This window comes from Pyrinomonas methylaliphatogenes (assembly GCF_000820845.2).
Taxonomy (GTDB): Bacteria; Acidobacteriota; Blastocatellia; order Pyrinomonadales; family Pyrinomonadaceae; genus Pyrinomonas; species Pyrinomonas methylaliphatogenes.
On sequence record NZ_CBXV010000005.1, the window covers coordinates 12359 to 35940 of the forward strand.

Genomic DNA, 23582 nt, shown 5'->3' on the forward strand with positions numbered 1-23582 from the left:
CGACAGTTTGGGGCAACGCCGCATCAGCGCGATGTGGCGTTGCTCGCCTCGCCTTTTCGCCATTGGATTCCCGTCCCGCGCGCGTAAAGCCCCGGCAAGCTTATCGGCAAGCGCCCCGTAATGTCGGAAACGCCAAGCAGCGCGCGCGCCGCCGCCTGTTGCAGGCAAGGCATGTCGCCGTATGCGACCAGATAGGTCTTCAGGTTCGGGAAGTTCTGCAGCAGATAAGGATTGCCGAAGCTGATCCCGATCACCGGGCGATCGCCGTCAAGCAGAGCGCGCAGCGCACTCTCACCAGCTTTGGGAATGCTCGCGCTGTTCGGCTGGCCTGAGCGGATGCGCCCGTAGAGCGAAACGACGATGAGATCGGCGCGCGCGGCGCGCTCCAAGGCTTTTCGCCATTCCTCTTCCGAAGACCGGTCGTCAAGCGCAGCCGTTTCGACGCGCGCGCCCAAGTGGCCCAGCTCCGTCGTGAACGGGCGCGCCACCCATAACCGATCTTCGCCGTTGGTCACGGCAAGGTTAAAGATGCGCGCGCTTCGCACGTCGCGCAGCGGAAGGAGTTTGGCTTCGTCGCGCACGAGCGTAATGGCGCGCGCGGCGATCTCCTGTGCGAGTTGTTCGGCCTCACGGCTGGCGACGAGACGATCGATCGCTTCGAGCGGCGCGTAACGGTTCTGGACCAATCCGAGATCATACTTCGCCGCGAGGATGCGCCGGACCGATTCTTCGATCCTCTTCTCGCTCAATCGCCCGGTGCGCACGGCTTCGCGCAGACCGCGGATGCACGCGTCGGGATCGGCGGGTTTTAGGAGCATATCGGCTCCGGCCTCGATGGCGCGCACGGCCGCTTCATCCTGCGTGAAGTAGAGCGTCAAGCCGCTCATGTCGAGCGCATCGGTGACGACCAATCCGCGAAAGCCCAGTTCGCCGCGCAGGAGTCTGCCCGTGATGACGGGCGAAAGCGTCGCCGGAAGCGTCGCCTTCTCGACGACGATCTCACTCCCCTCTTCGGCATAAACCGGACGCAGGACGCGCTCGCGCGGTAGCGGCGTGATCGCGGTTGGATCTAGCTGTGGCAAGCCGATGTGACCCGTCATGATCGCGCCGACGCCGGCGCGGATCGCCGCGCGAAACGGCACAAGCTCCACTTCGTCCAAACGCTGGCGCCCGACGTTTATCACGGGCAGCCCGCGATGCGAATCGATGGCCGTATCGCCATGGCCGGGGAAATGTTTCGCCGTCGCGATGACGCCGCCTCTTTGCGCGCCCTCGATGAAGGCGGCGACAAAGCGCGCCACTGTCGCGGGGTCCTCGCCGTAGGAGCGGACGTTGATCACCGGATTGGCCGCGTTGTTGTTCACGTCCGCCACCGGCGCGAAGATCATTTGCACGCCGAGCGCGCGCGCTTCGCGTGCGGTGATCTCGCCTTGGCGGCGCGCGTAATCTGGATCGCCTGTGGCCGCGACGGCCATGTTCCACGGAAAATCGGTCGCGTCTTCAAAACGCATCCCCGACCCGGCTTCCAGATCGGCGGAGATGAGGAGCGGGATGCGCGCCAGACTCTGCATGCGATTCATCAGGTGGACCGATTCATAGACCGGTCCGCGGAACAGGATGATCCCGCCGATCTGATTCTCCTCGACTTGTCGGCGAAGCGCGCGAAACGCTTCGCTCTCCTGATTGAGGAAAGTGGCGTTGACGCCGATGTGGATCAGTTGCCCGATCTTCTCGTCGAGCGACATGCGACGCAGTTGTTCATCGGCCCAACGCAAGGCCGCGGCGGATGGATGTGACGGGTAGGGTGCGATCTGCGGGGGCAAAGCGCGCCCCTGCGCTCGCACTGGCGATCGCGCTTGATACGGCAACGCGATGAGCGCGAGAAGAAGGATCGAGATGAAACGGCGTTCTAAGTTTCGCTCCATAGCCTGCCACTCAATCGATCGGTTGTTCGACGGCGATCGGCTCGCGCTCGAAGATCAGACTGGCCAAATAGGCGATGATGAACGTCACCAGCGAACCGATCAGGACATACCATTGCCAAGAAATGGCCGTCTGCGCCCAGACGAGAATCATCACGGCGATCCCTGACACCACGCCGATGAGCGCTCCCAACGGCCCGATGCGCTTGGTGAGCGCGCCGCTGAAGAATAGCCCGAGGATCGGGCCGTTGGTGAAGGAGGCGATCGAAAGCACCGCATCGACGACGCGCTGTTCCATCGCGATCGCGGCGATGGCAACGGCGATCTGGACCACGCCCCAACCGGCCGTCAACGCGCGCGAGACGGTCAGATAGTGCGTTTCGGAACGCTGCGGCGCAAGGAGCGGCCTGTAAAAATCTGTGAGCGCCGTAGCGGCAGAGGAGTTGAGCGATGACGAGAGCGTGCTCATCGCGGCGGCGAATATCGCCGCGATCACGAGGCCGACGATTCCAACCGGCAGTTGCGTGACGATGAAATGGGGGAAGATGCGATCGGCTTTGGCGGCGACCTCCGCCGGCAGCAGGGCGGGGAAGCGATGGTAGAAGACGAAGAGCATCACGCCGATAAATAGGAAGAGGACGAACTGCGCGAAGATGATCGCTCCGCTGGCGAGCAACGCGCCGGTCGCTTGACGCGCGTTGCGGCTGCAAAGATAACGCTGGACCATCAACTGGTCCGTCCCATGCGTCGCCGTCGTCAAGAATGCGCCGCCAACCACGCCGGACCAGAACGTATAGCTGCGCGCGAGGTCGAACGTGAAATCGAAGAGCCGAAATTTGTCGAACGCGCTGCCGACGGCGATCACTTCATGCCACCCGCCCGGAATCTGGCCCAGCAGGATCGCGGCGGCAACGAGCGCGCCGCCAATGTAGATCAAAAGCTGCACGACATCGGTCCAGATGACAGCCGCCATCCCGCCGAGATAGGTGTAGAAGATCGTCACCGCGCCGATGATCAGGATCGAAGTCGGATCAGCCCAGCCGGTAAGCGCCACAAGGACCAGCGCCGTCGCGTAGAGTCGTATCCCGTCGGCGAGCGAGCGCGTGATCAAAAAGAGCGAAGCGGCGACGCGCTTGACCCGCCCGCCGAACCTTCGATCGAGCACCTGATAGACGGTGAAGAGTTCGCCGCGAAAATAGAGCGGGATGAAGAGCGCGACGATGATCAGCCGCCCGATCATGTAACCGAAGACGAGTTGCAAGAAGGTGAAGTTGCCGCCCTCGCCGCGCGCATTGGCGGCGAAGGCAAAAGCCGGGACGCTGATGAAGGTCACGGTCGAAGTCTCGGTCGCGACGATCGAACCGGCGAGCGCCCACCACGGGACATCGCGGTCCGAAAGGAAATAGTCGCGTATGTCGCGCTGCTTGCGCCCGAAATACCAGCCGAAGGCTGTCACGCCGAGCATGTAAGCGACGAGGACGATCAGATCCAGCGGATGGAGCGTCATGCGCGTCGATGATGTTAGCTTAGTCTCGTAGACCTAATCACTTCCAACACGATCGCGAAGCCCGAGCGAGCTTCAATGTGCGGCGATGTCAGCGCGCTCGGGGCTGCCGACGAATTCGATGCGAAGCCCGAACGAGCTTCGCTGTGCGACCGCCTTATTCCGCGTTCCCGACGAGCATCCGAACGGCATCGGCGATGCGCCACTGGACGGCTTTCAAGGCCGCTTCCGCTTCGTCGCGCGTGCGCCCCGTTTTACACATGACGAGCGCTGTGCGCAAGTCATCGCCGGCCCGATCCAGCGCCGCCTGCGCTTGTTCTTCATCGAGGCCGAGTTCGGCCCGCAGGATGCGGACGGCGCGCGCGCGCAGCTTCGTGTTGCGCGGCTGAAGATTGGTCATGCGGTTGCCCTTGACGTAGCCGAGCCGGATCATCGCCACCGTCGAGATCATGTTGAGGATCATCTTCTGCGCCGTGCCCGCTTTCAGACGGGTCGAGCCAGTGATGACCTCTGGGCCGACGACGGCGACGATCGGAACCTCAGCCGCGCGCGTGATCGGGGAATCGGGAACGCACGTGACAGCGGCGGTGAAAGCTCCGAGAGAGCGCGCGAATTCGACGGCGCCGACCGTGTACGGCGTGCGCCCCGAAGCGGCGATGCCGACGACCGCATCGTCGGCGGTGACGCCGCGCCGCTCGAGATCGCACGCGCCCGCCTCCTTATCGTCTTCAGAAGCCTCCACGGCGCGATAGAGAGCCTCGTAACCGCCAGCGATCACCCCTTGCACAAGCTCGGGCGAGACGCCGAACGTTGGCGGACACTCCGCCGCATCAAGCACGCCGAGCCTTCCAGAAGTGCCCGTGCCGACGTAGAAGAGCCGTCCGCCGGCACGCAAGCGCTCGACAATGCGATCGATGGCGCGCGCGACTTGCGGGAGCGCGAGACGCACGGCGTCAGCGACGCGCGCGTCCTCCTCGTTCATCAGACGGATGATCTCCAGCGTCGGCAGTTCGCTGATTTGCGCGGTGCGCGGGTTCTCCTGCTCGGTGATCGGGACCTGGTCCATAAACTTTTCGCTCGCGATGGCGCTTCAACTGGCGAGCGCTGGCGCGTAGAGATGCTCCCTCGCCATGCGCGCTGCGGCGATCGCCGGCGCCATCGCCGGTTGCGTCAAGTAGGCTTTCGGCGCTATGCGAGCTACAGCCTTGCGCAGAGGTTCAAGAAGCAGTTCGCCCGCGACGAAGACGCCGCCGACATAAGCGACGGGAAAGGCTTCGTGTTGCATGTGCAGACGGCGGATGACCGTGGCCGCCGCCGTCCCCAGTTCGCGGCCCGCCTCGGCGAGAATCGCCCGCGCCACTTGATCGCCTTCGCGCGCCACATTGATGACGTGACGCGCGAAACCCGCAATGCGCTCGTTGGTCATCTCCGGCGCATAGATCGCCGTCGAAAGTTCGTCTGGAGTTTCGCCGCCGAAATAGGCATAGGCCGCTTGCACGAGCGCAGTCTGCGGCCCGCGCTCATCGGTCGCCTGGGCCACCGCCTGTAAGGCGCGGCGCGCGATCCATGATCCGCTCCCCTCGTCACCAGCGACAGGCCCCCAGCCACCTGTGCACGCGCGCCGTCCATGCGCGTTGCGCCCACAGCAGATCGATCCGGTGCCCGCGATGACGACCACTCCCGGGCCGCCATCGGTCGCGCCGAAAAGGGCGATGTCAGCATCGGTGACCACTTCGAGCGTATCGATGCCCAGATCGGAGAGGGCCGCGCGCATGCGTTCGCGCCAATCTTTGCGCCGCACCCCGGCCAAACCGATCTCCGCCGCTGCGATCTTCCCGCGATCGATCGAAGCGGCCTGACAGGCGCGATCGATCGCTTCGCGAATCGCCGCCGCAGCGCGCTCGACGCCGACGCGCAACGGATTCGATGGGCCAGCCAATCCCTCGCCCACGACGCGATAGAAACTGTCGGTGATGACCGCTTGAGTCTTCGTGCCGCCGCCATCGACGCCGAGGAAGAATTCGACTTTGGCCATCTCTTCGGCTGTTTGGGGAGGTGCGGAATCTGGTCCCATGACGCCCGTTCTTCTGATCACTGCTCTTCGACCCGTGAAAAACCTGATCGGCGCGCGAGAGCGCACGATTGAATTTTAGCGCGCGCTCTCTCATAATGGAAACTAAAAGCTCTTATTCAAACGATAACCTAAACTAATCGAGGGCGCATGGACATCAGACAGCTCAGGGCCTTTGTCGCCATCGCCGAGACGGGCACTTTCACCGCCGGGGCCGATCGCGTGCACGTCACGCAGGCCGCCATCAGCATGCAGATCAAGCAGCTCGAGCGCGAAGCCGGCGTGCGCCTCTTCCTGCGCACGCCGCGGCGCGTTCTCTTGACCGAGGCTGGCGAGCGGCTTTTGGAGCGCGCGCGCCGCATCTTGCGTGAGCACGATGCGGCGCTCGCCGAGATGAAGGAGCTTGCGGGCGCAGAGAGCGGGAGGTTGCGGATCGGGACGGCTTCGGCGATGATCGCTTCGGACCCTCTGCCGCAACTTCTGCAGGAGTTGCGCGCGCGCCATCCGCGCGCCGAAGTGACGGTGGAGTCGGGGACGAGCGCCGAACTGGTGCGTCAGATCCTCGCTGGCGAATTGGATATCGCCTTCGTCTCGTTGCCGGTCGAAGCGCGCGGTATCGAGACCGAACTGTTAAGCCGCGATGAACTGGTGGCGATCGCGCATCCCGAGCATCCGCTGGCCGCGCGGCGCGTCGTCGATGCCGAAACGCTCGCGCAGGAGCGATTGATTTTGGGTGAGCGCGGCGGCAACACGCGCCGCTTGATCGATCAGTTCTTCACGCAGGCCGGCGTTCGTCCGCACGTGACGATGGAGTTGAGTCGGACGGCGGCCATCAAGCGCATGGTCGAAGAGGGGATGGGCGTCGGCATCGTCCCGTCGCAATCCGTGCGCGAAGAAGTGGCCGAAGGGCGATTGGTCGCATGGTGGATCAAAGGGGCCGAACGGATCAATTGGGAGCTCGGGTTAGCGCGTTTGCGCGATGGTTACGATTCGCCCATTTGTAAGACGTTCATCCGTCTATGTCGTCGTCACTTCAAGGGCGAGGATCAACCGCGGGCGAAGACGGCGAGCCGGCGCACGCGCGCTTGAGGTCGAGGCGGCGCGGCCATAAATAGGCTTCAGCGCGAGGTTTAACCTCGTGACGTCGAACTCCGCGACGTGCTAAAATTTTTGCGCCATGCGCACGGACATCATCATCATCAGACTGGTCTTCAGCGCTATCCTCATCGTCGCCGGGTACGTCCTGCGTCCCTTCGGTCATCGTTTGATCTCGGCGATCATCGCCGGAGTGATCGCTCTGGCCATCATCTTCTTCGAGGTGCGCGTGCAGCGGGCTTCGCTCAAGACCTTGATCGGCGCCGCCGTCGGTTCGATCCTAGGGATCATCGGGGCTTATCTGATCGGCACGCTCATCAGTCATCAAGAGTCTCCGGCGGTCGCGCCCGAAACCAAGACCTTTTTGACGCTCGCTCTGACCTTCTTTATGGCGTATGTCGGGCTAATGGTTGGAGCGGCCAAAGGCGATTATCTGGACCTTTCGGCGCTGGGCGGGATCTTCAGCGATCGCGCGACGCGGCGCGATTACAAGATACTCGATACGTCGGTCATCATCGATGGGCGGATCGCCGACATCGCCGAGACGGGGTTCTTGAGCGGCACGATCATCATCCCGCAATTCATCCTGCGCGAGCTGCAACAGGTGGCCGATTCGCCCGACGCTTCCAAGCGGCAGCGCGGGCGGCGCGGGCTCGACATGCTGCAACGCTTGCAGAGCAACAGCAAGCTCGACGTGCAGGTCGTCGATACGGACTTCCCGGCCATTCGCGAAGTCGATCTGAAGCTCATCGAATTGAGCAAGCAGCTCGAGGCGGTCATCGTCACGAACGACTTCAATCTGAACAAGGTGGCGCAACTGCATGGCGTCACCGTGCTGAACATCAACGAGCTGGCGAACGCCCTGAAGCCGGTCGTCTTGCCGGGCGAAGCGATGCGCGTCTTCATCCTGAAGGAGGGGAAAGAGTACAACCAAGGCGTCGCTTATCTCGATGATGGGACGATGGTGGTGGTTGACAACGCGCGCAAGATGATCGGCAAAAACGCCGATATCTCTGTGACCAGCGTGTTGCAGACGACCGCCGGGAAGATGATCTTCGGGCGCTTGTGCGAAGAGTCGAGCGAGACGGCAGGCGGCGAACTGCGCGCTTCGAATGGGACGGTGCGCCGCCCGTTACGCGATGCCCGATCGGCCATTACGCCGACGCGCAATCCCGATCAAAGCGAGACATCTTAAGAGCGCGTCTCGATTTTCCGCTCAAGGCCGTGCTGCCCACGGTTACAAAGCGAGACATCTTAAAGAAGGGCGCGTCGCCATGAACACCGCGATCATCGTCGCCGCTGGCGAAGGCAAACGCGCTGGCGGCGAAACCCGCAAGCAGTTCCGCGAAATAGCTGGCGCGCCGATCATCATCCACACGCTGCGACGATTTGAGGCTTGCGCTTCGATCGCGCGCGTCGCGCTGGTCCTGCCCGCGGCGGAAGCGGCGGGGTTCCACGAGACGCTCGCGCGTTACGGTTTGCGCAAGGTGACGGGGATCGTCGTCGGCGGCGCGTCGCGCATGGAATCGGTCTGGCGTGGATTGCAGGCGATCGAAGCTGGACCGACGAGCATCATCGCCATCCATGATGGCGTCCGCCCGCTGGTTGCGCCTGAGGAGATAGATGCGACCGTGCGCGCGGCGGCGGAGACCGGAGCGGCGATCCTCGCGGCGCCGATCGTCGATACGGTCAAAGAGGCGGATGATGCGCGCGCGATCGTGCGGACCGTAGAGCGCACGCATCTTTATCGCGCATTGACGCCGCAATGTTTTCGGTTCGATCTGCTGCGCCGCGCTTATGAGTCGGCGCGGCGTGCGTCGGTCGAAGCGACCGACGATAGCTCTCTCGTCGAAAGGCTCGGCATCCGTGTCCACATCGTCGAAGGCAGCGCGCGTAACATCAAGATCACGCATCCGGATGATTTCATCATCGCGGCGGCGCTTTTGCACGATGCGATCTTCGTTCGATCCGGCGCGTGATCGGATGGTTGTAAGGCAACGCCCTGTAAGCCGGAGCAAAAGTCATCATTCAATGGGCTCGATCCAATCTCATCGCCTCGACCAACGAGATGAAGCGCGGGTCGGAACGAAGCGGATCGAACAGCGGATCGACGGCGATGAACGGCAGGCTTGGATCGCGGTTTCGGTAAGCGTGTGTGAGCCATTCGATGGCGCATTCGGCATCGCCCAAACGCAGGCAGCAGAGCGCAGCCGAATAGCCGTAAACGTACTCGCCTTGCGCCCGGCTCTTCGTCGCCGAAGCGATCATGTTGCTCCACACGGCGCGCCATTCGCCCGCTTGCCCCGCGCTCCGTTCCGCAAAGCGCCCTTGCGCGAACGATCTCGCTAATTCGTACTCGCGCAGCGCTTCGTCATACATCCCTTTGACTTCGTACAGGCGGCCCATTTCGAAGTGCGCGCGCACGAAGCTCGCGTCGAGTTCCAGAGCGCGCTTGTAAGCCCGTTCGGCTTCGTCGAAACGTCGCCAGTAGTAGAAGATCTCGCCGACATCCGTGTTGATCGGGAGCGAGAGCGGATCGAGCGCGCGCGCGCGTTCTATCTCCGCCAGCGCCTCGTCAAAGCGCCCCATCGCCGCGAGAAACTCCGCATACCAGTGGTGCGCCGTCGCGTAGTTCGGGTTGAGCTCGATGGCGTAGCGAAACTCGCGTTCAGCCCCTTGCCAATCCCAGTCGTAGCGAAAGAGGGCGTAAGCGAGCGACGTGTGCGCTTCGGCTGATTGCGGATCTAATTCCAAAGCCTTTAACGCCGCCTCTTTGGCCTTCGGAAAGGTCTCCGCCGGCGGCACGCTGTAAAGGCTCAGAAGATTGTAGCAATCGGCCAGTCCGACATAGGCGAGCGCGTAATTCGGATCGAGTTCGACGGCCCGCCGAAAATGCTCGATGCTCTTGTACAGGCTTTCGCGCGTGCGCCGGTTCCAGAAGTAGCGCCCTTTCAGATATTCTTGCAGCGCCTCGTTGTTGTTCGTATTCGTCGTGTCCTCGCGTCCATGCGGTTGGACCAATGCCATAGCCAACGCCGAGGCCACGCGCTGCGCGATGGAGTCCTGCAGCAGAAGCAGATCGCTCTTCCGTTCGTCGAACTTAGCCGCCCAGAGCGGGCGATTCTCCTTGGCGTCAATCAATTGGACCGAGACGCGCCATTGATCGCCGACGCGCTGGACCGTGCCGGTCAGAACCGCCTCGACGCCGAGTTCGCGCCCGACGGCGACCGCATCTTGCGGCGGATTGTAGCGCCCGATGGCGGTCGTCGGGCGCACGGCCAGTTCCTTGTACTGGCTCAACTTGTTGATGATGCCGTCGGCGACGCCGAGGCTGAGAAAACCCGCCTCTTCCGTCTCCGGCATGACCTGGAACGGAAGCACGGCCAACGAGCGCACCCGAAGCCGCAGATCACCCGAAGACCAGCGCGGAGAGAAGGTGATGACGATGGCTGCCAAAAAGAGCAACGCAAGGATCGCTATGCCCGCCAGCGCGCGATTGTTCAGCCATCGAGGCGAAGAAGCCGCGGATGTGCTCTCCTGCGGGACGTGTGGCGCGGCTTCGGGCTGCGCCTCTTCGTGGGGGTGGACGCTCGCCAGCGCTTCAACCGAAGCTTGCGCGGCCTCGTCGGCCTCTTCGCCGCGGTGGACTTTGACTTCGGCGATGAAGCGGTAGCCGCGTTTGGCGACCGTCTCGATGTAACGCGGGGCTTCCGCCGTGTCGCCGAGAGTCTTGCGCAAAACGGAGATCTGAACGGTCAGGTTCGCCTCTTCGACGAAAGCCTCGGACCAGACGCGCGCCATCAACTCTTCGCGCGAAACGACGTGGCCGCGCCGTTCGATCAGCGCCAGCAGCGTTTCAATGGCCTTCGGCGCCAGCGGGACGAGCCGATCGTCGCGCCAGAGAATCCGTTCGCGCGCGTTCAGGCGAAAGGGGCCGAATTCGTAAACGATATCCTCATTGAGGTTCGTCGGGGCCGTGGTTCGGGGCATCGCTCACTCGAAGCCAAAACTCAATCGAGTCGAAATTAAAACTCGAATGACGCGACAAGCGGTTCCGCAAGGCTGCAAAGCAAGACTCGATTGAGTCAAGTCCAAAAAATCGCGCAAAGGGTTAATCGGGCGCTTCACCTCGTTCATCCGTCTTGGAAAGGTGATGAGGTAGCGCGCGGCATCGGATCACAACTTGGGGGCACGCTGGCCCGAATCTTGCTGCTCCTGCGCTCGTCAAGCGCAGATGATCTGACCTTCAAGGCTCTCACTGCCTGATGAGCGGTAGCCGATTATCGCGCCGTCCGCACGAGAAGGTCAATAGCGAAAAGAGGCTCGACTCTGTTAAATCTCGATTAACAATCCAGCTCTTCTCTTTCGCCATCTTGCCGCTTCTGTTGGGCGCAAGATTTTTTTTAGATCCCTTAAAGCCGTGCGGCAAGGCGCTGATCTTCTTCAAGATAGATATACAAGGAATATTTAAGGATTTCCAAAGGCGGAATCGGTGGAAGGTGGAGGAGAATCGCTTTATTTGAGCGAGTAGAGATGGAGAGAGGGTGAGGCGCGCGCCTCACCGTGATCGGGAGAGACCGGCTCGGCGCGACGGGTCGAGCCAGCTGGTGAAGAAGGAAAGGGGAAAGAACCATGAAGCGAACGAATGTCGCACTTGCCGCGCGAGAAAGATTGTTTAAGCTTGTTTTTCGAATACAACTGATCGCCCTCAGCATCACTTTCTTTCTCTCATTATCGTTGCGGGCGAGTCCCATCAATGTCGTAACTTTCGCGCCCAGTGTGTACAACCCCAATACTGCAGCTATGGATGCCGCATTAGGCATCAACGGCATGTTGATTGAAGATTTTGAGGACACCACCCTTATTCCGCGCCTCTCTGTAGAATTCAGGAATCCCAACGGAGGCCCCATCACTACACTGCCGCAGACCTTCGCTTACATCTCGTGGGACGGGACGAAGACGCTTATCAATCGACCTGATCAGCAGAACATGCCTCCTTACTCTGACGTCATCTTCTATATAAATGGCGGTACTACAAGGTTCGGCGTGGGTCTTGTTGACTTCCAAACCTTTTTAAACGAGACGAAACTATTTGTTAACGGCATTGATCTAGGTCTGGTGAGTTCGCTGCCTAATTATCAGGATGGTGCCATCAGGAACTTATATTTACTGCTCTCTGTTAGTCCAGGCGATCCACTCATTACGAGCGTTGAGTTCAGAATGTTAGGGAGAAATGACGCGATAATCTTTGACCACTTGGCCATCGATGCTGAGGCACAAGGGACACGACCTGTGCCCGAACCCGGCACGATGTTGCTTTTGGGGACGGGATTGGCTGGCGTGGCCAGTGTCATGAGGAGGCGGAACAGAAGATCTGCTTCGAATCGGATGAAGCGGTAAGGCGCATCGGTTCGGGTGCGGATGGCGAGCGATTCTTTAGGAGGTGAAATTGTGATGAGATCTTTATTGGTGAGATTGGCAGTGGTTTGCGTAGCCGTGTTGTGTGGCGGGACGGTGTTGCGTGCTGACACCTTCACGGTGACGATACCGGGGACGGCCAACATCTTTGGAGCCAATCGTCCGGCTGGCAGTCAAACGCCGCAGCCGGGCGGAGGTGGCGGTGGGACTCCCGCTCCGTATGTGACGATCCCTTCGGGGAGCGGACTGGTGCTCACTTTTCAGAACGTGAGCGGCAACGTCACCTGCTTCGTCAATGGTCCGTCGAACGGTCCTGATGGCGGGCAGTGCGCAAGCAACTATACGGACATAAACTCCTACGATGGGATTTCGGGGATCTACTTTCAAGGGCGGACGATGTTTCTGGTCGGTGTATTTACCGATGGTGATCCGACCGGGCAGAGCGCCCCGGCGCGATTGGTGTACGACACAGGCGGGAGCGGGAGTCTGAGCAGCAGCGATTTGACGTATGCGCCGCAGCTACGGCAGGTCTTCTTCATTGGCGATGGGTTGACGGGGACAGGCAGCGGGAGCGTGCAGACGTTCATCGTGCCGAGCGGGGCGACACGTCTCTATTTGGGCTTTGCCGATGCGTTCGCCTTTCATGGCAATCCCGGATGGTACGATGACAATGTTCCCGGTGAGTTGACGGCGACTTTTGAGATCAAGCAGCCGGGAGCCTCTCCGGTGCCCGAACCGACGACGATGTTGCTTTTAGGGACGGGTTTGGCCAGCGTGGCTGGGATCGTGAGACGGCGGCGCCGGTAGGTATGAGCGAGCGAGTTTGCCGTGGAGAGCGGCAATCGAGTGGTTCGGGCAAGGAGGTTTGGTGGCGAGGACAAGCCGATTTGCCCGAGCCACTACCTGCGCGGCTTTGCAAGGAAGAATTAAGAAAGATCCAAGATGATTTTAAGGGTTTTCAAAGGACGGTGGATTGATTTTAGGAGCAAGATAGAGGGTGAGCTTTAACGGAAGGCACGAGCGTTCATCGCAAGAGCGTTCGTGTTGGCAGCGATGGGGAGAGCGGCTCGGTGGCGAGATCCGCCGCCGAGCCGAAGAATAGATCGTCCTGTGGATCCTTTCGGTCAAGGCTGGGTATCGATTCTTCGCCGAGTTTCTGTCGCTTCTCTCTTCTTCAGTGCCCCGGAGAAGGACTGCGACGCGATGTTAACCAACAGAGTGCCTCACAAGTAAAGTTAGGAGGAGAAAGATGCTTCAAAGATTTGCTTTCGGTTTCTTGACGCTTCTTCTGGCGGTGGCGGTTGGTGGTAGTACTGCGCGAGCCGACTTTATCACCATCTCACAGCCGACCGCGGCCTATACTTCGAGCACAACTAATATTCCCATCACCGATCCTGACTACACTAACATCACGTCGCTCAGTGATGGGACGATGACGCTGTCTTTTTCGAGCCAAGTTCAAACACGGACTGTGCCTAATAGTTGGAGTACCTGGGGTAGTCCGCCGTTCACGGAAAGTAGCACCCCACGAGTGCTTTCTTCTTGTATCGGCTGCGGCAATCTGACCATCACACTCTCGCAACCAGCTTCCATCTTCGGCTTCGAAGCTGAACCGAATAACTTTGGCGTCTACAACATCACAGCGTCGTTTTACCAAGGTGCAACGTTGGTCGGGACTATCTCGCAACTCGTCAATGGTCGTTCTGGCGCCCGACTCTTCGCTGCGCAAACTTCAACCAACCCGTTCACGACAGTGGTCATTCAAGCTGATAGCGGCGCAGATGGGTTTGCGATAGCACAACTGCGTTACTCATTGCAAAGTCCTCAACCTGCGCCCGTACCCGAGCCAACGACGATGTTGCTTTTAGGGACGGGTTTAGCGGGAGTGGCTGGCGCGTTGAGGAGACGCCGCCGCCAGCGCGAGTGAGCGAGTTTGCCGTGGAGAGCGGCACGCTGGTCCGAGCGCGGGTTTGGTGGCGAGGACAAACCCGGCGCTCGGACCATTCGCCTTGTTAAAAGTGCGAGCGGCTTGCGACTTGAAGTTTTAAGCGAGGGAGTCTCGACAGTTGCCAATAATGATGGGTTTCAGCGGCGAACTCCGACCGAAGAGTCAAGAGGAACGCTCTTTGGAACCGATGATGAAGGAAGGGGATCGTGCCCAAACTTCTGCGGTGAGATCGGCGCGGAAAAACACAGGATCTAAAGGCGTCTATTTTGAGATCGCGTCTAAACTTCTGCGGTGAGACAGCCGAGAGATTTCATCGTCGGCGTGAGGGAGAGATAGGATGAGCAGCATTGCGGAGATATACACGGAAGCGGTTTATGAAAACTTGAAGCCGTTGTATGGGAATTGGGAGCCTGGGCGTCCGGTCAAGCTCGGCGATTTCGGGTTGCTGCGCGGGCGGATCTTCATCTATCTGGGCAACATCGAGGAGCGCGGGATCAGCTTTCAGACGCGCACCGATCCGGCGAAGGATCAAAAATACTTCTCTTCGGCGGGCGACACGCAGATCAACTTCTATGCTAAAGGATCGGTCGCCAGCGGCGGGATCGCCAACGAAAAGGCTCGTGTGGAGATCAGATTTTCGAGTCGCAAAGCGGTCTTCTTCAACGCGGCGGGATGTAGCTACACGATGATCGCCGACAAGGTCGCTCTCGGTCGTCGGGTGATGGACCTTTTTCGTCGGGGCGAGTGGCAGCGAGAATGGGCCATCGTGACCGATCTGGTCGAGGCCGAGAGCACGACGCTCGCCGTTTCGGGCGCGGATCAAGCGGCGATCGCTTTCGAGGCGACGAGCGATGTTCCGTACATAGACCTGGCCGATGCCGCCATCGGTTTGGAAGTAAAGATGGCGAGCAACATCGGTTATCAGGTGGTGGCCGAGAAGGGCTTAGTTCCGCTGTTCGGGTTGTGCAAGATTCAGAACGCTTTTCTCTGGTGGGGCGACGAGTTCAACCCTCTGTCGCGCCGAATGACCGACCTGAACGTGCGGCGCGCGCTCGAGGACTCGCCGCTGGTGCGAACGGAAGAATCGGACGAAGCGCTCTTCTTCGCGCAGCTTCAGTAAACTTCGATCGGGTGCGATTAACGATGGCGATGAAGGCGATGAAGCTTCATTAAACTTCGATTGGGCGCGACTAGCGATGGACCGTGGGTTTTCGACCGAATATCATCGGCTCTATTCAGAGCTCTCGCTGTCGGCGAGGGACCATGGGGTTCGACCGAGGTGAAAGCGCAATTCGTGCCCGCCGCGTCAGCAGTGGACCCATGGATTATCGGCGGCCACAGACTCCACCGCAGGGATTCGCCGGAGCGATCCTAAGCGCCTTTGGTTCTGGCGCTGAATTTCGTCGGCTACTTGCCGTTGTGAGATTGATGGGCTGCGATGATCTGTTCAGCCATTTCGATCGCTTGTTCTAGCGATTCGCGCTCTCGCCGATCGCTGATCTGCTCGCGCAGTGGGCGGAGCGCTGCGACGTAACGTTTAGCTGCTTCGGCCATCTTCTCCAGCGCTTTCGGCAGAAACTCTTTCTGCGGGGGGCGTTCTGCGGCGTCATCCAGATTGGTTATCGCCTCGTCAAGGATGCCCGCGATATCGGCTATAAGGTCGGCCCGCGTGCCCTTCACTTCGCCCCACTCTTCGATCTCCTTCTGCCCTTTCTTGCTCGCATTCTGCGGCTGGCCTTGCAAGGCTTCTATGCGACGATCGATCGCTTTGATGAAGACTTCGATGCGTTTGTCTATCCTTTGCGCATCGCGCACGTGATCGGCCTCTTGCGGCGTGAGATGGTCGCGTTGGAGGGCCAGGGCGCGGCCCGAGCTACAAGCGATGAGCGAAAGGGCGAGCGTTGCGATTAGCGATCTCATGGCTCTTTGCGTTTTGTCATCGTATCGGCAGCGGACTTTTCCTGCGAGGCGCTCTCTTCAATGTCATGGATCACGACGTGACCGTAGAAAGCGTTGATCGCGTCGATGCGCGCGCGTTTGATGGCGTTGATGATCGAGTTCATGTTGACGGCCTGTTCGGACGGCATGAGGCGGCGGATCGCTTCGAGTCGCGAGAGTTGACCGCGCAAAGCGATCTCGAAGCGGCGATAGAGATCGCGCCGTCGGTTGCCTTTGGTTTCGCCCTCTTTGAGGGCGCGAAGCGCGTCCTCAATGATCGCTTGATAGATGCCGAGCTCTGAAACCGCCTCATCGAACTTCTGTTCATTGGTCAATTCTTCGGCGCGACTGAGCCTCTCTCCGCTCAGTTCGAGGCTCAGGGCGACGCGCGACTTAAGGTTCTTCGTCTCATCCAGACGCGCCCGCTCATCTTTGGGGATGTAGCGGTACGGGGGAGGGGCGGGGAGGAAGACGTTTTGCGCAAAGAGAACGCGGGCGAGGTTCAAGATGATCAGCGTTGCGCAGGCCGCCTTTGCGCTCCGAAGGATCTGTAATCGAGGAGCGCGTTTGGCGCTCGAAGCTCTTCCGAAATTATCCTCGCCTCTTCCCATCGCTGCGTTTGATCTGTTCTCGCAACCTCGGCAAGCGAAGATTGACGCGCTCGATCTCCAGCGAATTCTTCTCTCGATCGGCGCGCGCGAGAAAGCGTTCGTAAGCGGCCAACGCCTCTTCATAGCGCCCGAGAAGGTCGAGCGTGCGCCCGATGAAGTAATCGGCGATCGCCAGATCGGGTCGCGCGCGGCGTATCCATTCGTATTCGGCGAGCGCGCGCTCGTACAGTCTCAACTCGTCAAACGCCGTCGCCAGATTGGCGTGTGCGGCGTAGTTATTCGGATCGAGCGCGAGGACGCGCTGCAGGACGGTTGCGGCTTCGGCGAAGCGCCGTGCCTGGACCAGCGCCGCGCCGTAGCCGGCAGCATAATCGCTGTTCTGCGGCGCGAGTTGGACGGCGCGACGAAAATACTCGAGCGCTCGTTCGGGATCGATCCGGCGGTAAGCTTCGCCGAGATGCGCGAGAAGCGCGGCGTTCTGCGGATCTCGCGCGAGCGCGCGTTCGAGAGCGGCGCGCGTCGAAGCATCGAGTTCGCCTGTTGCCAGATCGGCTCGCAGGATGATGGCCTCAGGATCCTGCTGCGCCGCTTCGCTCAGTTTGGCAAGCGCGTTTCGTGCCCGCTCTCGCTCGCCGACTCGCGACCAGAGCCTAGCGATCGTCAGCAGCGCCGCATCGTCTTGTAGATGCGCTTCTGCGATGCGCAGATCCTCGCGCGCGCGATTCGGCTCGCCTAGAGCGAGCAGCAGTTGGGCGCGATCCAAGCGGATCGCCGGATCATCCGGCGCGATGGCGAGGGCGCGGTTCAGGCTCGCAAGCGCCGCTTGGAGATCGCCGCTTGCTCGTTCGATGAGGGCGCGTTCGCGCCAATCGGAAGCTTTCGCTTCGGGGAGCGCGGTCGCGCGTTGCGCCAGTTGGCGCGCTTCGGCCACGGCGCCTAGACGATAGCGCAGCCGCGCGAGGGCCATGAGCGCCGCTCCGTTCTGCGGTTCCAGTTCGAGCGCGCGGCGAAGCGCCGTCTCGGCCTCTTTTTCGCGACCCGCGAGCGTCGAGAGCGCAGCGCCGAAAGAGGCATAGGCGAAGGCCCACTGCGGTCGGAGATCCACGACGCGCGCGAAAGCGCTGAGCGCCTCGTCCGTGCGCTTCAACGCAAGCAGCGCCATCGCCTTTTGGAACTCGGCTTCGGGGAATTCTGGACGGAGCGCGAGCGCTTGATCGTAAAGCTGAAGGGCTCTTGCGTAATCGCGCGCGGCGTGCGCGTTCTGCCCGAGTTCGAAGAGTTTAATCGGATCGGCCTCTTCGCTCGGATCTTGGGCGAAACAGAGTGCGAACGCGAAAAGCGTGACCGCCAAAATCATCGCGCCGCGTCGGCACCGTGGCGTTAAAGCGCGAGCTCTTCGCATATCAGTCATCCTTCGCTGTCGTTCGGGCGGCGCTTGGAAAAATGATACCATGCCGACTCGAGCGTGCGCCAAACGCGCAAGCTTTGAGGGCGAATTAACGCGCTCCCCCCACATGCCCAGAGCTTCGGTTGTGAGGGTCGATTTAGATCGAGCCTTTTAACTTGCTAAAAATACGCGAAGGGATTCGGGTTCCTCACCCGCTGTGATGGGCAGTTTAGATCGAGCCTTTTAACTTCGACTCCATTTCACAGTTCGTGCCGCTGAGCCGTCATTTGCAACGCGCGAAGAGGCTGCGATAACATGCAAGGCGGGTTTGCTGAGAGTGAAGAACGCGCGCCAAGCGAAATGATGATGGCGAAAAGCACGTGTGACTCGAGCGCACCCTCTTCTGGTCCAGCGAAGGATCCCGCGGTCAAAGAAGAGGAGCTGCGGCGCCTCCTTCGCGAGATGGGATCGGCGCTCATCGCTTTCTCGGGCGGCGTGGATAGCACCTACGTCGCCTATCTGGCGACGCAAGTGCTCGGCGCGCGCGCGCTTTGCGTTACCGGAGTGTCGCCAAGTCTATCGGCGCATGAGCGGGCGGAGATCGAGTCGCTCGTGCGTCGCTTCGCCTTCCACCACGAATTCATCGAGACCGATGAGCTAAACGATCCGCGCTATCAGGCCAACTCTCCGAACCGTTGCTATTTCTGCAAGAGCGAGCTTTACGGCAAACTGGCGGAGCTGGCGCGCGCGCGCGCCGTGCGCTACATCCTCGACGGCTCGACGCTCGATGATCTTTCGGATCATCGTCCTGGAAGGCGCGCGGCCGCAGAGCATGGCGTGCGCAGCCCGTTGATCGAGGTCGGGATGACCAAGGCCGAGGTGCGCGAGCGGAGTCGGAAAGCGGGTCTGCCGACGTGGGATAAGCCGGCGACGCCGTGTCTATCTTCACGCATCGCGTATGGATTACCGGTGACGATCGAGCGATTGCGCGTTGTCGAGCGCGGGGAAGAGATCCTGCGCGCGATGGGATTCCGCCTCTTCCGCGTGCGCCATCACGGCGAACTGGTCCGGTTGGAGATCGCCCGCGATGAGATGGAGCGCGCGCTGAGCAAAGAGGTCTTCGCCGAACTGGCGGCGCGCTTTCGCGCGCTCGGGTTCCGCTACGTCACGCTCGATTTGGAAGGGTTCCGTTCGGGCGCGATGAACGAGATCTTCCGCCAAAAGGATTCGCGCGGATGAGGGCGGGATCGTTCGTCGCGTCGCAATTCGAGGGAGCGTTAAAGGAGGGCGGTTCGAAAGTCTTTCAGCTTGCAAATTCGACAGTCTTTCAGCGTACAAGGAGGTGTCTATGCCGAGTCCGATGGTGGATGATGCGAGAGAGATCAAGGAAGAAAATCCGTTCGAATCGATGATGTCGCGTTTCGATCGAGCGGCGCAGTTGCTTGATCTCGATCCTGATCTCTACGCCGTCATGCGCGTTCCGAATCGCGAACTGAAGGTCTATATCCCGGTGCGCATGGATTCGGGGCGCATACAGGTCTTCGAAGGTTTCCGCGTCCAACACAACTTCGCGCGTGGGCCGGCCAAGGGCGGCATCCGCTACGCGCCGGATGTGACGCTCGATGAAGTGCGCGCGCTCGCCGCGTGGATGACGTGGAAATGCGCCGTCGTCAACGTCCCCTTCGGCGGGGCCAAAGGCGGGATCGTCTGCGATCCGCAACAGATGTCGCAGGGCGAGCTCGAACGGTTGACGCGCCGCTATACGGCGGAGCTGATCGATATCATCGGTCCGGAGAAGGATGTCCCGGCGCCTGATATGAACACGAACGAACAGACGATGGCGTGGGTGATGGACACCTACTCGATGCATGCGCGCCATACGGTCACGGCGATCGTCACGGGCAAGCCGGTCGAGTTGGGCGGTTCAGCCGGACGACGCGAAGCGACCGGACGCGGCCTGCTCTTCGTCATCAACGAGGCGATCAAACGCTTCAAGATGACTCCGCCGCAGACGCGCGTCGTCGTCCAAGGGGCTGGCAACGTCGGCGGGACAGCGGCGCGCCTGCTCTACGAGGCGGGTTACAAAGTTGTCGCCATCTCCGACATCCACGGCGGGATCTACAATCCCAACGGCTTGAACATCCCGGATGCGCTCGAATACCTGCGGCAGACCCGTTCGTTCGAAGATTATCCTGAGGCCGAGCAGGTCACCAACCAAGAACTTCTTGAACTCGATTGCGATGTGCTCGCCCCGTGCGCGACCGAGAATCAGATCACCTCGCACAACGCCGATCGCCTCAAGTGTAAGGTGCTTGCCGAAGGGGCTAATGGGCCGACGACGGCAGCCGCCGATAGCATCCTGCATGAGAAGGGCGTCTTCGTCATCCCTGACATACTGGCCAATGCTGGCGGCGTCACCGTCTCCTATTTTGAATGGGTGCAGGATCGAATGGGCTATTTCTGGCGCGAAGATGTCGTTAATCAGCGTTTGCAGGAGGTGATGGTCGCCAGCTTCAACGACGTCTGCCGTTACGCCGAGCGGCACAAGGTGGATACGCGAACGGCGGCCTATATGTTGGCGATCGATCGGGTCGCTTACGATACGCGGATGCGGGGCTTTTACGCCTGAGCCGCGGGCGGCGGAAAGAAAAAATTTTTCGCCTAAATCATAAAAAGGACTTGATTTCCGCGCGAATCTGGGGTATGGTCTGCCGGAAGCAAGCGCACGACGGGCGTGGACCGCTCGGTGGACCAAGAGGCGAGGGAGGGAGATCGATTTTTGACAGCTTCGTTAAGAACGCGTAGTATCTTCAAGCGTTTCGCCTTGAGATCGTTCGTTTGATAATTTGGCGGCACGTTTTTTGCTTGATTCGATTGGGCTTGGAACAGCGGTGTCTTCGTTGAAGACACGGCGCGCAATCTTAAGGACTTGGCCTGCCGTTTGACGGCGGGATTGTTGATTGAAGAAAAAACTGAAACCACTCGTTTCGCAGGAGGAATGCGATGAGATTCGCGAGAGGAGCGCTCGTTGCCGCGCTCACCGTTGTGATGCTGTGTGCCGCAGCGTCCGCGCAAACGCTAAGGCCGGAGAGTGATCCGCGAAATCTGGCCCCGACTCTGGGGACTGGCGGTCCGGTCGGCGGGCCAACCGGCCTGTTCACCATCTATGATGGGCAAACGTTGCGGCGTGGGGAATTCACCTTCAGCTTTGGCTACAGCAACTACGACCGTGATCCCGGTAACGTCGATATCACGGAAGTCCCACTGAGCTTCCAGGTCGGCCTTTCGGACTATCTGGAGCTGTTCTTCAATACCGACGCTTACCGCGGCATCAAGGTTAACAATCCACGAAATCTTTCGAGCTTTTATCTGCCAAATTCCCGCTTCTTTAACTTGCCGGCGATCGTCCTTGCGCCAACTGGGCCGAACGTTGGCACGCAGATCGCCGCTAGCGGGGCGCTCTATCGGCCACCCAGCAGTCAGCCTTTCGTCCCATTCCCATTCGTCGGCGGCTCATGCGGGACCTTCGGTCTAGCTCCGGGGCCAACTGGCGGGACTTATGGTTTCCCGGGCTTCAACGCGCAGATCGGGACGCCGACGGGAGGGCAGAGCAATTACGGCGCAGCCGCTAACTTCCCCTGTCTCGGTTCCGTCTACGGCAGCATCTTGCCGGGCGTCGTGCTGAGGAATGGGCCTGTGAACTCGAGCGTTCCGGGAGGACAGCGGACCGTCGATGGACCGATCACCTATACGGTGCCGCCGGCATATCTGCCCGACGCGCCGTTCATCAACCGGCTCTACGGTGAATCAGCTTTCAGCACTTTCGTCATCGGCGCGAAGATCCGCCTGACCGGGCCGAACAATCCGTTGGGCTTCGGCTTTATCCCGTTCTATCGCTTCTATGCCGATAAGGCCAATGATGCTGCTGGTTTCAATCAGTTGCAGCGTGGCGCGAGCCCGGGCGGCAATGTCGGCGACTTCGGCGTCATCTTCTTCATGGATGGGCGCGTCAGTCGTTCCGTCAACATCTCGGTCAACTTGGGTTACATCTTGAACAGCAATCCGCGGAGCGACGCGCTGAACAAAGCCGCCTTGCTCGATCGGCCCGATGAGTTGATCGCGGGCGTCGGGTTCGACTTCCCCGTGAACAAGTATTTCCAACCGATCGCCGAATTGCGCTCGACACAGTATGTCGGCGGGCGCACGCCGAACGCTTTCGAGAACAGCCCGGTTGATGGCCTCGTTGGCGTGCGCATCTTCCCGGCCCGTTACATGGGGTTCAGCGCCGCCTATCGGCGTCACTTGAATCAACAAGATCAGAGCCACTTCAGCCAAACCCTTCCGAGCGGCTTTACGCCGTCGGATGATCCGAACGGGTATCTGTTCCAATTCTTCATCGGGCGACGCAATGAGCGCGCGCCGGAGTACTTGCCAAATCAGCCGCCGACCGTTTCGGTGACGGCCAATCCGACTTCGATCACGGTCTGCCCGCGCGATCCGTCGCAGGCCAATCCGCCCGATTCGCGCGTGCAGTTGTCGGCCTCGGCGACCGATCCAGATGGCGACACGCTGCTCTATAGCTGGACGGTCACAGCCGGGAAGATCGTTGGCGAAGGGCCGAACGTGACGTGGGATCTGTCGGGCGTGCAGCCGGGCACCTATACGGCTAACGTCGAGGTGGATGATGGCTGCGGTTGCGTTGCCTTCGCTTCGACGAGCGTGACGGTGAGCGAATGCCCGGCGCCGACGCCGACGCCGACGCCAGCTTGCCCGACCATCTCGGTGAGCTGCCCGACCGAACCGGTGCAGGCCGGACAGCCGATCACTTTCACGGCTAACGTGCAGGGCGCTCCAGAAGGGCGTACGTTGACCTACAACTGGACCGTCTCCGCCGGTACGATCACGAGCGGTCAGGGCACGCCGACGATCCAAGTCGATACGACGGGCCTTGGCGGACAGACTGTAACGGCGACTGTCGAGATCGGTGGGCTCGATGCGAGCTGCACGAGCACGGCCAGCTGCTCGGCTTCGGTCGTACAGCCTCCGCAGGCGTCGAAGTTTGACGAGTATGGCAACATCGCCTTCAACGACGAGAAGGCCAGACTCGACAACTTCGCCATCCAGTTGCAGAATCAACCCGGCGCACAAGGCTACATCATCGCTTACGGCGGTCGTCGTGGTCGCGTCGGCGAAGCGTTGCGTCGCGCTGAACGCGCCAAGAACTACCTCGTCAGCACGCGCGGTATCGAAGCGGGCCGCATCGTGACGGTTGACGGCGGATACCGCGAGACGTTGACGGTGGAGCTGTGGATCGTGCCGCAAGGCGCGCAGCCGCCGCAGGCAACGCCCACGCTGACGCCGGAAGAGGCGCAACCGCGGCCTGCTGCGCCAGCTCGGCGCGCGCCGCGTCGCCGTCCGCGTCGCCGCTAAACGAGTAGGAGCGCTGCGGCCTTTGGCAAGCGGGCGGCAATAGAGTTGCCGCCCGCTTCGCCTCTTTTATTCTCCGATCCCTGCCCCTAAATCTTCGGCTCATCTGTGGACTCCGAACCTCTCTTGCTAAAGACGTGCGGATTAATGTACAACCGGTGTGAGGTAGGGATTCATCCTACCGATGCCGCGATCCCCTGAGGTTGCCGTGAGGCGTATGGGGGAGTTCAATCTGAAGCCCTTTCGCATCGAATGGAGAAG

Annotated in this window: 18 protein-coding genes; 10 read left to right on the top strand and 8 right to left on the bottom strand. The window is 60.8% G+C overall.

All coding sequences use genetic code 11. From position 1 onward, the window contains the following. Positions 1-23 precede the first annotated feature (23 nt). The 4 genes from PYK22_RS07190 to PYK22_RS07205 all read right to left on the bottom strand — a co-directional run bounded on the left by PYK22_RS07190 (position 24) and on the right by PYK22_RS07205 (position 5461). Positions 24-1925 (bottom strand): glycoside hydrolase family 3 protein, encoded by a 1902-nt coding sequence (locus PYK22_RS07190; RefSeq protein WP_060635443.1) that lies wholly within the window; start codon positions 1923-1925, stop codon positions 24-26. Positions 1926-1935: 10 nt separating this feature from the next. Beyond that, on the bottom strand, positions 1936-3429 hold the full coding sequence (locus PYK22_RS07195) for a sodium:solute symporter (RefSeq protein ID WP_041975751.1): 1494 nt from the start codon (positions 3427-3429) through the stop codon (positions 1936-1938). A gap of 154 nt (positions 3430-3583) precedes the next feature. Further along, positions 3584-4492 (bottom strand): N-acetylmuramic acid 6-phosphate etherase, encoded by a 909-nt coding sequence (murQ, locus tag PYK22_RS07200; RefSeq protein ID WP_041975753.1) that lies wholly within the window; start codon positions 4490-4492, stop codon positions 3584-3586. A gap of 24 nt (positions 4493-4516) precedes the next feature. After that, on the bottom strand, positions 4517-5461 hold the full coding sequence (locus PYK22_RS07205) for a BadF/BadG/BcrA/BcrD ATPase family protein (RefSeq protein ID WP_157770736.1): 945 nt from the start codon (positions 5459-5461) through the stop codon (positions 4517-4519). A 186-nt stretch (positions 5462-5647) separates the two neighbouring features. On the opposite strand from PYK22_RS07205, the gene PYK22_RS07210 reads away from it, so the two are divergent. From PYK22_RS07210 to ispD, 3 genes are all read left to right on the top strand, one after another. Continuing rightward, on the top strand, positions 5648-6586 hold the full coding sequence (locus tag PYK22_RS07210; RefSeq protein WP_060635445.1) for a LysR family transcriptional regulator: 939 nt from the start codon (positions 5648-5650) through the stop codon (positions 6584-6586). An 88-nt stretch (positions 6587-6674) separates the two neighbouring features. Continuing rightward, positions 6675-7787, top strand: coding sequence for a PIN/TRAM domain-containing protein (locus PYK22_RS07215; protein ID WP_083437685.1), 1113 nt, complete (start codon positions 6675-6677; stop codon positions 7785-7787). Positions 7788-7866: 79 nt separating this feature from the next. Continuing rightward, the gene (gene ispD, locus PYK22_RS07220; RefSeq protein WP_041975755.1) at positions 7867-8571 is read left to right on the top strand and encodes a 2-C-methyl-D-erythritol 4-phosphate cytidylyltransferase; all 705 of its coding nucleotides are present in this window, start codon (positions 7867-7869) and stop codon (positions 8569-8571) included. 49 nt (positions 8572-8620) lie between these two features. On the opposite strand, the gene PYK22_RS07225 is transcribed toward ispD, so the two are convergent. Continuing rightward, complete coding sequence (locus PYK22_RS07225) at positions 8621-10582, bottom strand: tetratricopeptide repeat protein (protein WP_041975757.1); 1962 nt, start codon at positions 10580-10582, stop codon at positions 8621-8623. 642 nt (positions 10583-11224) lie between these two features. Between PYK22_RS07225 and PYK22_RS07235 the strand changes: the two genes are divergently transcribed. The 4 genes from PYK22_RS07235 (at position 11225) to PYK22_RS07250 (ending at position 15078) form a co-directional block, all read left to right on the top strand. Next, the gene (locus PYK22_RS07235) at positions 11225-11992 is read left to right on the top strand and encodes a PEP-CTERM sorting domain-containing protein (RefSeq protein WP_083437687.1); all 768 of its coding nucleotides are present in this window, start codon (positions 11225-11227) and stop codon (positions 11990-11992) included. A 54-nt stretch (positions 11993-12046) separates the two neighbouring features. Next, positions 12047-12817: a PEP-CTERM sorting domain-containing protein gene (locus PYK22_RS07240; RefSeq protein WP_157770737.1), complete on the top strand. Its 771-nt coding sequence runs from the start codon at positions 12047-12049 to the stop codon at positions 12815-12817. 442 nt (positions 12818-13259) lie between these two features. Continuing rightward, complete coding sequence (locus PYK22_RS17215; RefSeq protein ID WP_083437689.1) at positions 13260-13937, top strand: PEP-CTERM sorting domain-containing protein; 678 nt, start codon at positions 13260-13262, stop codon at positions 13935-13937. A gap of 358 nt (positions 13938-14295) precedes the next feature. Beyond that, entirely contained in the window at positions 14296-15078 is a 783-nt protein-coding gene (locus PYK22_RS07250; protein ID WP_041975766.1) for a hypothetical protein, read from the top strand. 287 nt (positions 15079-15365) lie between these two features. Here the strand turns inward: PYK22_RS07250 and PYK22_RS07255 are convergent, their stop codons facing one another. Genes PYK22_RS07255 through PYK22_RS07265 form a run of 3 tightly spaced genes read right to left on the bottom strand, consistent with a single transcriptional unit; the run spans position 15366 to position 17909 of the window. Beyond that, the gene (locus tag PYK22_RS07255; protein ID WP_041975768.1) at positions 15366-15878 is read right to left on the bottom strand and encodes a hypothetical protein; all 513 of its coding nucleotides are present in this window, start codon (positions 15876-15878) and stop codon (positions 15366-15368) included. After that, complete coding sequence (locus PYK22_RS07260; RefSeq protein ID WP_041975770.1) at positions 15875-16507, bottom strand: hypothetical protein; 633 nt, start codon at positions 16505-16507, stop codon at positions 15875-15877. The genes PYK22_RS07255 and PYK22_RS07260 overlap by 4 nt, the downstream gene beginning before the upstream one ends. Beyond that, positions 16488-17909, bottom strand: coding sequence for a tetratricopeptide repeat protein (locus tag PYK22_RS07265; protein WP_162199813.1), 1422 nt, complete (start codon positions 17907-17909; stop codon positions 16488-16490). Before PYK22_RS07265 ends, PYK22_RS07260 begins: the two co-directional genes overlap by 20 nt. Before the next feature lie 351 nt (positions 17910-18260). Between PYK22_RS07265 and larE the strand changes: the two genes are divergently transcribed. The 3 genes from larE (at position 18261) to PYK22_RS07285 (ending at position 23324) form a co-directional block, all read left to right on the top strand. Beyond that, positions 18261-19133, top strand: a complete 873-nt coding sequence (gene larE, locus PYK22_RS07270; protein ID WP_211197637.1) for an ATP-dependent sacrificial sulfur transferase LarE — start codon at positions 18261-18263, stop codon at positions 19131-19133. 109 nt (positions 19134-19242) lie between these two features. Beyond that, positions 19243-20523, top strand: coding sequence for a Glu/Leu/Phe/Val family dehydrogenase (locus tag PYK22_RS07275; protein WP_041975774.1), 1281 nt, complete (start codon positions 19243-19245; stop codon positions 20521-20523). Positions 20524-20897: 374 nt separating this feature from the next. After that, positions 20898-23324, top strand: a complete 2427-nt coding sequence (locus PYK22_RS07285; RefSeq protein ID WP_041975777.1) for a PKD domain-containing protein — start codon at positions 20898-20900, stop codon at positions 23322-23324. The last annotated feature ends 258 nt before the right edge of the window (positions 23325-23582 follow it).